The sequence below is a fragment of the Salinimicrobium gaetbulicola genome (assembly GCF_042676025.1).
Lineage (GTDB): Bacteria > Bacteroidota > Bacteroidia > Flavobacteriales > Flavobacteriaceae > Salinimicrobium > Salinimicrobium gaetbulicola.
Genome location: NZ_JBHTJP010000032.1, coordinates 1,058,683 through 1,072,096 on the forward strand (window position 1 = coordinate 1,058,683; position 13,414 = coordinate 1,072,096).

Consider the following 13,414-nt stretch of genomic DNA (forward strand, 5'->3'; position numbering starts at 1 on the left):
CTTTACAGACCATTAAGTACAAATCAAAAAAACATATAAATATTATGGGAAAAGGTGTATTCCAGGTTCCACAAGCAGTAAATGAACCTGTAAAATCATATGCTCCCGGAACCCCTGAAAGAGAGGCTGTTCTTAAAGCATATAAAGATCTATATAATTCAAAAGTAGAAGTTCCTTTATATATTGGAGGTGAAGAGATCAAAACAGGAGATACTGCTCCTATGAATCCTCCACACGACCACCAGCATCATCTTGGAGACTACCACAAGGCTTCAAAAGAACATGTGGAAAAAGCGATCGAATCTGCTTTAGAGGCTCGTGAAAAATGGGCAAACCTGGAATGGGAACAAAGAGCAGCGGTTTTTCTTAAGGCAGCCGAATTGATTGCCGGGCCATACCGTTACAAGATCAATGCTGCTACAATGTTGGGGCAGTCAAAAAACATATTCCAGGCAGAGATCGATGCTGCATGTGAGCTAATCGATTTCCTGCGTTTCAACGTGGAATATATGACTCGTATTTATGAAGAACAGCCTGAATCCAGTTCTGAAGCATGGAACAGGCTTGAATACCGTCCTTTAGAAGGATTCGTATACGCGGTGACTCCATTTAACTTTACAGCAATCGCCGGTAACCTGCCATCAGCTCCTGCTATGATGGGGAATGTGGCAGTTTGGAAACCGAGTGATTCCCAGGTTTATTCAGCCCAGGTGATCATGGAAGTATTTAAGGAAGCCGGTCTACCTGACGGAGTCATCAATATGGTAATGGGAGATCCAAAAATGATCTCAGATGTTGTTCTTTCTCATAAGGATTTCGCTGGCTTACACTTTACAGGAAGTACAACCGTATTCAAGAACCTTTGGAAACAAATTGGTGATAACATTCACAATTACAGATCTTATCCAAGAATCGTAGGTGAGACAGGAGGAAAAGATTTCATTCTTGCCCACCCAAGTGCTAAGCCAAAACAGGTAGCAACAGCTATTTCAAGAGGAGCATTTGAATTCCAGGGTCAAAAATGTAGTGCCGCTTCGAGAGTTTACATTCCAAAAAGTATGTGGGATGAAGTGAAGAATTACGTGATCGAAGACGTGAAATCCTTTAAAATGGGATCTCCGGAAGATATGAGCAATTTTATCACAGCCGTGATCCACGAAGGTTCTTTTGACAAACTTGCCGGATATATAGATAACGCGAAAAAAGATGATGACGCCGAGATCATTGTTGGAGGTAACTATGACAAATCAAAAGGATATTTCATAGAGCCTACAGTTATCCTTACTTCAAACCCTAAATACAGCACTATGTGTACTGAGTTGTTCGGACCTGTAGTTACTGTATATGTTTATGAGGACGAGAAATGGAATGAAACATTGAAATTGGTAGATGAGTCGGAATACGCACTTACAGGCGCCATTCTTTCTCAGGATCGTTATGCTGCTGCCGAAGCGACCAAAGCGTTACAAAACGCTGCCGGAAACTTCTACATCAATGATAAACCGACCGGTGCAGTAGTAGGACAGCAACCATTTGGTGGAGCTCGTGGTAGTGGAACCAATGATAAAGCAGGTTCTATTTTAAACTTATATCGTTGGATATCTCCAAGAACAATTAAGGAAACCTTTGTAACTCCAACAGATTACAGATATCCTTTCTTAGGAGAGTAATATTTCGAAAAATCACCGAAATAATAGAGGCCGATCAAATTAATTTGATCGGCCTTTTTGTTATGGCAAAATCCCTAATAAAAACCTAACAATCAGTTTTTTTCATAATTTTTTTAATCGGTTTTTTCCGACATATAAAAGGTTAATTGATCATAATACCGAGAATCTCTATTCTTCAACGTTTTTTCAATCCCCTTTACCGATTAGACTATATATTCTTAACAAGAAGCTGTAAATTAGGTTATTAAACTCTCTTCAGAGAGTGTACTCCCCCCATTGTACTCCCCCCAATTATTTTCAAAATTGTTTGCTATGGCGAAAAAATTACTCTCGTTTACCGTATTATTTTTGGGGTTGGGTTTAGGATTGACTTTTGGACAATGCCCTTCTTCCGTTGGATTATCATCAAATGTAGGGAGCACCATTTGTGAAGGGACTCCGGTAACCTTCAGTGCATCTATTAAAGACAACACCAAATACGACTACGAATGGCTGGTGAATGGCACAGTCATTTCCGGAGAAAATGATTTCACTTATGGTCCTGTCGCTACTCTTAGTAATGGAGACAAAATCCAGGTTAGGATCAATGAGGCTGACGGTGTTTCCTGTAACGTCACCAGTACGGAATATACTATAACAGTAAATCCCAAAAGAACCCCAACGGTTTCTTTAAGTTCAGGTAAAACAGCTATTTGTCCTTCCGGTTCTATAACCATAAAAGCTTCTAATACCAATGGAGGATCCCCTCCACAGTACACCTGGTCCATAAATGGACTGGACACTGGAAAATCGGGCGCAAATGTAACTTTTAGCGGGACCGAACTTTCACCTGGTTCCAATATTATCAAGGTGGTCCTAACGAGCAGTCTTGATTGTGTGACATCTTCAACAGCAGAGGATACATTTGAAGTAACCTTAAACCCGGATGCAACTATCGATGACCCCGGAAATAAAGATCAAACTCTTTGTATAAACACATCAATAAACCCGATTATTTTTAGTATTTCCGGAGGCGGCACCGGTGCAACTGTTTCCGGACTTCCTGCAGGATTATCGGGATCATTCAATAGCGGCCAGTTTACCATCAGTGGAAGTCCAAGTACTTCCGGAACATTCAATTATACTGTGACTACTACAGGTAGCTGTGCGCAAACCAGTAATTCGGGTACCATCACTGTAAACCCAGATGCCACAATAAGTCTTGCCTCAGGAAACAATAATCAAACGCTTTGCCAGGGAGAAGAAATTACTTCGATCGTCTATGATATTGGAGAAACCGGAACTGGTGCCCAGTTTTCGGGTTTACCTTCAGGCTTTACAGGTAGCTACTCAGGTGGACAATACACTATTTCAGGATCTTCCAGTTCCATAGGAACTCATAATTACACCATCTATGCAACTGGATCCTGCGGAAATTCAACATCTTTAAGCGGATCCGTAACCATCAATGAAAATCTTACTCCAGGGGTAAGCATCGTATCTAATGATGCCGATAATACAATTTGCGAGGGCACGGAAGTCACTTTTACCGCCACACCGGTCAATGGGGGTTCTAACCCCTCTTTCCAATGGCTGGTTAATGGAAGTAGTGCAGGATCAAATAGCCCGATATTTAAGACCTCTAACCTTTTAGATGGTCAAAGCGTAGAAGTAGTTATTACGTCTAGCGAAACCTGTGTTACAACTGCAACCGCAACTAGTAATTCCATAGTAACCACGGTCAATCCAAATTTAACTCCATCGGTTACGGTGAGTGCCAGTGACAGCGATGTTTGCCAGGGTGATTCGGTTACATTTACAGCCACTCCGGTTAATGGTGGATCTTCGCCTTCTTATCAATGGAAAATCGATGGAAGCAATGTCGGTAACGATAGTCCAACTTTTGCAACTACAGGTTTAAACGCCGGACAAAGCGTTACCGTTGTCATGACCTCGAACGAAACTTGTTTAGCCACTGCTTCAGCTACAAGTGAACCGGTAAGCGTTACAGTCAATCCAAATCTTACTCCAGAAGTTACTATTACTTCAAATGATGATGACAACCTCACCTGTGCCGGGAATCAAGTTACCTTTACTGCAATCCCAGTAAATGGCGGAAGTTCTCCAACCTATCAATGGCAGGTTAATGGTTCTGATGTAACCGGATCAGGAGACTCCTATACTACCACGAATCTAAGTAACAATGATGTGGTAAGAGTAATTTTGACCTCCAATGAAGAATGCCTATTCGTTTCAACGGCAACCAGTAACGAGATTGTTACCAGAGTCGATTCACAAATTAGCAGTGTCACTCCTTCAGCCATTTCAGGTCCGTCTGCAATTTGTCCCGTAGTTACAGGAATAACCTATTCTATCGATGTTATTCCGGGGGCTACCTCGTACCTGTGGTCCTTCCCTAATGGTTGGCAGATTACCTCAGGCGAGGATACCAATTCCGTTACCGTTACAGCAAATACAAATGCCGCTTCCGGTACAATAACCGTTAAGGGGAAAAATGAATGCGGTGAAACTCTCACTTCTAGCCTGGATGTTTCCACCGGAACCGTAGTATATGTTTCCGCTGGTCCTGATCAAACGGTGTGTACGGGAACAACTTCTGTACAATTGGCGGGAGAAATAGGAGGTGTTATCAATAAAAATAGCGAATGGGACTGGAGCGCGAGTGTTTCAGGTGGAGAATTTTCCAATCTAGCCAAACTTGACGCCGTATTTACGCTACCGTCAAATATCAGGGATAATGGCGGAACGATCGTCATTAAGATTAATTCCATTGACCCTCCGGGCGATTGCCCCGCCCAGGAAGATGAAATGGTTATCACAGTTTTAAAAGACGCCACTATCAGTGATCCGACTAATAAAAACCAGGATATCTGTATCAACACATCAATTTCAAACATTGCATTTAACATCGGAGAAGCTGGAACAGGCGCGACAGCCACAGGGTTACCAGCCGGGATTTCCGGTACTTATGAAAACGGTGTTTTCACGCTAACAGGAACTCCAACAGAAGACGGAACATTTAATTACACCATAAATACTACTGGAAATTGTGGATCCCAGCAAACTTCACAAACAGGGACAATTATCGTATTACCCGACCAAACGATCAGCGACCCCACCAATAAAAGCCAGGACCTGTGTATCAACACCACTTTAGACCCAATAACTTTCGATGTTAATTCTTCAGTAAATAACGTAACTGTTTCAGGTTTACCTGCCGGCCTTTCAGGAGTCTTTAATAATGGAAGCTTTACTATTTCTGGTACTCCCACCGTTTCAGGTTCTTTCGATTATACGGTCACCACAGCTGGAGACTGCCAGGATGCTACCGAAACGGGGAACATAAATGTACTGCCTGACCCAACCATTGATAGTCCTTCGAATAAGGATCAGGAATTATGTATTAATACGGCCATTGCCAATATCCAATTCAATATCAGTTCCCCAGCGACGAATGCTTCGGTTACCGGACTACCAGCCGGCATTTCGGGAAGTTTTAATAATGGGGTTTTCACTATTTCAGGGTCTCCTTCCGTAGCCGGAACATTTGATTATACCGTTACTTCCATAAGTAACTGTGCTGAAGTTTCAGAAAGCGGACAGATAATTGTAAAACCCGATCCCACCGCTGAAATATCATATACCGGTGATTTCTGTACCTCACAAAATACAACTTTCGATGTAGCATTGACAGGAACCGGAGCTTATGAAGGAGGAAACTTTTACTCTTCCCCTTCGGGATTAACCCTTAATGCATCAACAGGTGAAATTAGTCCGGGTGCCAGCGATGCCGGAACTTATACAGTGAGCTATGATACTCCGGTAGGATGCGAAACTTATACCGCTACTACAACAGTTGTGATCAATGAATTACCTTCAGTAGAAATTAACTACGATACTCCTTTCTGTACTTCCGATAGCAGCACCCGGCCTGTTAGTTTTACAAATGGAATAGGTGCTTACGAAAATGGAACATTTAGCTCTACCCCTAACGGGTTAAGTATTGATGTCAACTCCGGAGGTATAAGTCCTGCAACCAGCAGTCCAAACACCTATACGGTAACTTATAAAATTCCGGCATCCGGAGGTTGTGATGAAGTATTGGTCACTACACAAGTTACAATTACCCAATTACCACAGGCCAGTATTAGTTATGAGACACCCCTCTGTACTTCTGAAAATATCAATTATCCGGTTACTTTCAGTAGTACTGCCGGAGATTACACCGGTGGAACGTTTAGCGGAACATCCGGTCTCTCTATAGATTCGAACGGAAACATTAATCCTCAAAACAGTTCTCCCGGAGTCCATACCGTCACCTATACCAAAGAGAATCCAGAAGACGGGTGTGCCTCACTGGTGATCACTGCAGATGTTGAAATATTTGAAGAGGTAAAAATTACAACAGAGCCTACAAATGTGGGGATCTGTTCCACACAACCTGCCAGTTTTGAAGTGGTGGCAAGTGGAGATAATCTTACTTATGAATGGAAAAGAACGGACGGATCGAGTATTACGAATGCAAGCGGAATGTTCACCTCGAAATTAAGTTTCAGCAATGCAACCCAGGTCAACGCAGGAGAGTATTATGTTGTGGTGAGCGGCGAATCACCTTGCCAGGATGTTACTTCTCAAACCGTTAGTCTGAATGTGGATGAGAACATAATAATTACTAAACCGACCGAAGATCAAACCATATGCGATAAGGATTTGAATGAGATCACCTTTGAGTTTGTAGCCCATGCCAACGGTGCAGAATTATTTTTTACATGGATCAAAGACGGGAATGAATTAGGGTCAAATTCCGGAAAATATGTCTATGACGTTTCCCCTCCTACAGGAACTTTAGGAGAATATTCCGGAACCCTGAAAATCTTAAATGTTAATCCTAATGATTCGGGTGTATATGCCGTTAGGATCGCAGGACCGGATTATTTTACCTGCCCGGACGCTACTTCCAAAACTTTTACATTCAGAGTAAACCCACTTCCACCTGCTCCAGCAACAACAGATATTTTCTATTGTAAAGGAGACAGCGCTGTTCTTTTAACCGCTGATGGTGAATCAGGAAATGAAATTAGATGGCACCTTGAGGATCAAACTACCGGAGAATTGTCATTTGTTGGGCATGACGTAAAGCCTGATACTTCAACTCCCGGCACAACTTCCTATTGGGTGACCCAAACAAGGCCAAATGGATGTGAAAGCGCTCCTGAAGAACTGGTGGTTACGGTATATGACAAACCCGATCCAGTTTCTGCGGAAAGCATCACCTTTAATTATTGCTATAATGAAGCTGTGAGCGGCCCAATTGATATAACGGGGTTTGAAAATGCAAACTTAAACTGGTATGACAATGCCACGGCTACTACTCCATTATCCGGAGCTCCTACCCCACAAACCAGTACGGTACAAATTACTTCTTATTGGGTAAGTCAAATTTCGGATAACGGATGTGAAAGCGACCGCGTGAAAGTCGATGTGAAGGTAAACCAGTTACCTCAAATTAATATTTCGATAGCAGACGGATTTGCTTCTGAAATTTGTTTGGGAAGCGAAACGAGATTGGTAGCTGCAGGTGCCTCCAGTTATGTCTGGATACACGAGGGTGCTGAAGTTGGAAATACCAGTGAACTTACCGTTCAACCGACCGCTGCCGGTAGTTATGTATATGAGGTGACGGGAACAGACGATAACGGCTGTGTCAATTCTACCGAAATAACCATTGATGTGGAAGAACCCACTCAAGGCGGAGTGGCTTCAGGCCCGGCTTCAGTTTGTGTCACAGCAAACCAGGGCACTGTGATCCTCGAAAATCACCTTGGAGAGATCCTGAATTGGCAATACTCCCAAGATGGAACTTCATGGAATAATCTTGAGAATACAGGGGGACTTACTGAGGTCAACTTTGAGAACCTTAAAGTCAATACTAGTTATAGAGCTGTAGTTAAAAATGGAGTTTGTGAAGAGGTCTTCTCTACCGAACATCAAGTCATCGTCGATCCCGAACCTTTAGCCGGCGGAATTTTATTCAAGGGCACCGATCGTGTATTCATGATGTGTGAACTTCCAACCAATGATTATTTAGTACCACTTCAATTAAGTGGAAATTATGTTGGAGAAATCGTGGCCTGGCAATATCACAGAAATTCAGGCACTGAATGGGTAACAATTATGGAAGGCAGCGAACCTTTTACAGGCACGTCTCTTTCCGGTCAGCAGGTTATTGATGCGAGTAACAACGAATCCACCATCTTTAGGGTAGAAGTTCAAAGTGGCGCTTGCTCCCCTAACGTTTTTTCTGAAACTGCCACCTTAAGCATTATTCCATCAGATATAGCACCAAATCCGGTAACAGCCTCTCCGGGAGAAATTTGTCTCGGGGATTATGTAACGCTCAGCGCCGGTACCGGATATGGCGGAAACGGAACTTTCGAAGGAGGTGCATTTGATAATTCTTCAATCGCCAACCATGGCTGGAGAGTAATGCGTTATCCCGGAAATACAGAATATACATTTGAATCCGCTGCAGATAATATAAGACCTGACAGATGGATGAGAACAAATCCTCATGAATATCTCATGGCTAATCCAAACGGAAGTGGTCAGGAAATTTATCAACTATTTGATTCCAGTTTGGGAGACGAAGGAAATAAAGGATTTGCCATAGTTTCCGGAGACAACCCATCTACTCTGGAAACCCCGGTTTTCAATCTCTATGCTACTGATGATCCTGTTTTAACTTTTGATCAGGCATATAATCTCACCTATGGGGATACTATTCGTGTGGAAATTTCCCTCGATGGCGGACAGAATTATATAGAAGTACCTTTAATGGAAATTGGCGGACCAGAGAGCCCAGATGATGCTCCGGTCACGAGTGGAAATTACCACAAGTTCGGAGATGAGGGTCTAGGCGAACCCAATAACATGTCGGTCGATCTAAGCGCCTATGCAGGAATGGGCAATCTTAGGATAAGATGGGTTTATGACGGATCCAGCGGAGGCATTTATACCATTGACGATATAGGTATTCCACAAGATCCTGATAATGTTCAGCTTATCTGGTATTATGATGACGATCTCAATGATCCTAATAATGAGCTGGACCAAATTGGAGAGGTGAACGAATATACAGTTAACTATACTCCTGAAAAGATAGGCTGGAACTATTTTGAAGTACAAACCGCCCTGGTATTTGACACCAATGGTGATCCTTGTCAGAGCGCAGAGAACATGGCAACGATCCAAGTATATGTATTTGATACTTATGCTACAAGTGCATCTGCCATAGTAGGAAGTTGTGGTTATAGTGAAATACAGTTAAAAGGTACTATAACCGGTGGGGCTCAAGGTGAGATCACAGAATTCCCGGTTGATGACAGCTCGACAGTGGCTTGGGCAGTAATTGAATCACCTGATGGTTACACTTTTGATCCAGCTCATTTTTTACCATCACCTGATGATCCCAATGCCACGTTTGACCCGCCCGTTGCGGGAGATTACACTTTAAGATGGGAAATCACGCCTGATGAGGACAATCCATGCGAGGTCACCTATGAAGATGTGTCCTTCTATTCTGACAATTGTACCACCCTTGACTTTGACGGGATTGATGATCACGTTATCATTAATGAAAGCTATACCGGAGCACAGACTATAGAGGCATGGGTAAGACCGGAGTCTGAGAATGGCCCCGGGTCAGGAAAAGTGGCTACCATTTTCTCAACAGAAAATTATGAATTGTTCCTAAACGCGAGTGCCAAACCGGTATTGAAGTATTACGGTAAAACTCTTACCTCTAACAAACCACTTGCTCTTGATGGAAGGTGGTATCACCTGGCTGTTGTTTTCGATAGTAGTGGCGCTACGATCTTTATAGATGGAATCGAGATTACAGACCGTACAACAGGAACCGGAAATACGACCGGCACAGGAAATAATTTTTTAATTGGAGCACGCTACAATGGGGATAGCGTAGCGCCGGATAATTATTTCTCGGGCTGGATAGAAGAATTCCGAATTTGGAATACAAAGCTTAATGCAGAGCAGATAAGATTTATGATGAACCAGCATTTGCAGAATGCCGGTAATATGGGTGTCGAAATTCCTATGCCGGTGCCCGGAGGATTAGCTTATAATAATTTATTAGGCTATTATAGACTTATTTCCTCTCAGCCCGATCCTCTTGGAGCGGCCAGTCCAATTACATATGATCCTGCCTTGATGCCTCAAAATGGAGAGACTCCCGATCTGGCTGTTAACTCTATTCCGGGAACCTTACGAAACATGACCACCCACCAGCAAAATACAGCTCCGCTCCCATACCTGTCTGTACAGGATGGTCCGTGGATAGATATCAATACCTGGCTGAGACCAACAGTATGGGATATTCCTAACGCAACTGGCGTTACCGGGGATCCTATCGACTGGAACATCGTTAGAACTTTCCATAATATCACTTCCGAAGCAAAAGATATCACTGTTTTAGGTCTGAAATCTGAAACCGTTGACAAATTGATCACGATGGCCAACCCAGCTTCCTCTATGGATGAGACCAATAACGGGCAGATGATGCGGGTTACCCATTACCTCTTATTGCACGGAAATATGGACCTGGTGGGAGAATCTCAATTACTCCAGGATGAGGGAAGTATTCTTGCCGAAGAAAGTGCGGGATGGCTCGAACGTGATCAACAGGGAAAACGCTTAAGTTTTAATTACAACTACTGGGCAAGTCCTGTAAGTGTACAGGGGCAACAAAATAATTCCTCGTATTCCGTGGCTGATGTACTCTGGGATGGTACTACTTCTTCAAATCCCCAGGCTATTAATTTCAATAACCAGTATCATGCTGCAGACGGTAGTAGGACCAATCCAATTACCATCAGTAATTACTGGATCTGGAAATTCCTTGGTACAGCAGATATTTATGAGGAATGGTTCCATATAGGCTCCACTGGTAATCTTAATACCGGGGAAGGGTACACCATGAAAGGTACTGATGGAACCGTTAATCACAGCGCTGAGCAGAACTATGTATTCAAAGGGAAACCTCATAACGGGGATTTTACAGTTTCTATGAATGCTGATCAAAATTACCTGGTGGGAAACCCATATCCTTCAGCAATTGATGCCGAAGAATTTATTTTGGACAATACTAAGGATGTACCTGGAGGAACAGGTAGAAATTCATCAAATGTATTCAACGGTGCGCTATACTTCTGGGATCATTTTGGTGGCTGGACCCATTACCTGGAAAGGTATATAGGAGGTTATGCAACCTGGACATTAGCAGGTAGCACTGAAGCTATTTCTAATGATCAAAGGATCAATGCCAACGATGCTACTGGTTCTAAAAAACCTGGTCAATATATACCGGTAGCTCAGGGATTCTTTGTGAATTCAAAATTGGATCCGATAATTGCTCAAATATCAGGTATTACGGTGACCGGAGGTGCTATTAATTTCAAAAATAGACAACGTGTCTATGAAAGAGAAACCACCGGCGGAAACACCTCTGTCTTCCATACTCAGGAAAAAACAGATGTAAAAGGTCTAACAGTGGGTAATGCAACCTCTACCGAAAATACTACAGCCACTTCGAATGAAGATACCAGACAGAAGATCTGGTTAAAATTCAAATCTCCATTAGGTTATCACCGACAATTATTGGTAACTGCTGACCCAGTCACCTCAAGCGGTTTTGATCTTGGATATGACGCACCTATGATAGAAGACAATGAAGAGGATATGTACTGGTTCTTCAGTAACTATGAATTTGTAATACAAGCCGTAGAAGATTTTAACGTAGAAAGAGAACTTGACCTGGGTATGAAGATCCATGAAGAAGGTCAGATCAAGATCAGTATTGATGAACTACAAAACATCCCTGACGACATGAATATTTTCCTTAAGGATAGTTTATTACAAGTAACTCATGATCTTAGGAAAACTCAATACATCGCGACCTCTGATACCGGCACTTATCACAACCGGTTCAAGATAATTTTCAAAGATCCGAACGCGATTGACATTGAGGACGAAATTATAGATGAGGAAGACACCGGAGAATTTGAGATCCTTTACGTCAACGGATCCAGGGAAATACTTGTTAGAAATCCTCAATTAATAGGGATAGAGCGAATTTACCTGAATAATGTTCTCGGACAACAAATACACGTGTACTATGATGTTCCTAATGAGAAGGAGTTGAGATTACCGGTTAACAGGTTCAGTTCAGGAGTTTATATTTTAAAAGTCCATTCAGAAAATGGAATAAGGACTAAAAAGGTGATCTTAGAATAAGTTTTAAAATCAATTATAATTAAACCGCGATAGTGAGAAATTCATTATCGCGGTTTTTATTTTAATCCTCAAATTGAAAATTTTTCGTAAAATTTAAATTTATTCCTACAAGCAGTCTCCACTCATCTACTTTATGCTGTCTTTCAGCGATTTATACTATTAATTTCTAGTTAAAGATTAAATTATGAAGTTAAAACTGGTTAAATTCCTGACAAACATTCGCTTATGGGAAAAATTACTCTTGTGGTGTTCCGGACTCTTTTAACCGGAATCACATTTTTTTCTTTTTTATTGTTGACTGCCTCAAACCCTACCGGTCTTACCAATTTAAAATTTTCAGAAAAAGCTACTTTGGCAAATACCAAGGATGAATTTCATAAAAACGAAATAACGTTCGTACACGACATCATGCCTTTTTACAAAATTCAGCTATGTACTATCACGGCCCCCTCAGATGTTTCAGTTGGGACCAGTAATGACGATAACGGAAATTGTACCACTACTGTTTCCCTCGGATCTCCTACGGTGTCAAATTGCGCCGGTTTTCCTGCAAAAGCTTTTGTGAATAATACTGAAATTGATCCGGTTACATATCTGTTTTCAACGGGCACAACGACGGTCACATGGCAAATTTCAGATGGCTTAAATATCTTAGCCAGTGATGACCAAATCGTCGAAGTTGTGGACAATGAGGATCCGAATATTACCTGTCTGACGGAAAAAACCAGAAACACGAATACCGATACATGTACTTACGTTGTCACAGGAACAGAATTTGATCCGGCAGGGTATTCAGATAACTGCCCGGGAGCGACTATCACCAATAACTTCAATAATAGCACTTCATTGGCAGGGACCGTATTTCCTAAAGGAACCACTACTGTCAGGTGGACCATAACAGACGCCACCGGTATAAATAGTGTTTCCTGCAGTTTTGATGTGGTTGTTACCGATAATGAAATCCCCGAAATATCCTGTATAAATGAACAAAACAGAGTTACAGATGCCGGGGAATGTACCTATACAGCCGTGGGAACAGAATTTGATCCTGCGACATTTGGCGACAACTGCCCAGGAGCGACCATAACAAACGATTTCAATAACAGCAATTCATTGGCAGGAGCGGTGTTTCCAGAAGGAACCACCACCGTCACCTGGACTGTGATCGATGCTACCGGGAATAATTCTCAAGACTGCAGTTTTAATGTAATAGTGACAGATAACGAAGACCCCGGCATTACAGCACCTTCAGATGTCTCAGTAAACACAGATTCAGGGGAATGTTTTGCCTCCAGTGTAAACCTGGGAACCCCTGACACAGCCGATAATTGTTCTGTAGCAAGTGTGAGCAATAATGCACCTTCCACATTTCCTACCGGTACCACGACCGTTACGTGGACGGTTACTGATGATGCAGGAAATACAGCTTCAGGCAC

Annotated in this window: 3 protein-coding genes; all 3 read left to right on the forward strand. The window is 42.4% G+C overall.

The window, feature by feature from the left end:
- Positions 1-44: 44 nt before the first annotated feature.
- Entirely contained in the window at positions 45-1,670 is a 1,626-nt protein-coding gene (gene pruA / locus ACFQ1G_RS06385; RefSeq protein ID WP_380737712.1) for an L-glutamate gamma-semialdehyde dehydrogenase, read from the forward strand.
- A gap of 312 nt (positions 1,671-1,982) precedes the next feature.
- Positions 1,983-11,978: a LamG-like jellyroll fold domain-containing protein gene (locus ACFQ1G_RS06390; protein ID WP_380737713.1), complete on the forward strand. Its 9,996-nt coding sequence runs from the start codon at positions 1,983-1,985 to the stop codon at positions 11,976-11,978.
- A 225-nt stretch (positions 11,979-12,203) separates the two neighbouring features.
- The coding region (locus ACFQ1G_RS06395) for an HYR domain-containing protein (RefSeq protein ID WP_380737715.1) at positions 12,204-13,414 on the forward strand (1,211 nt) is incomplete at its 3' end.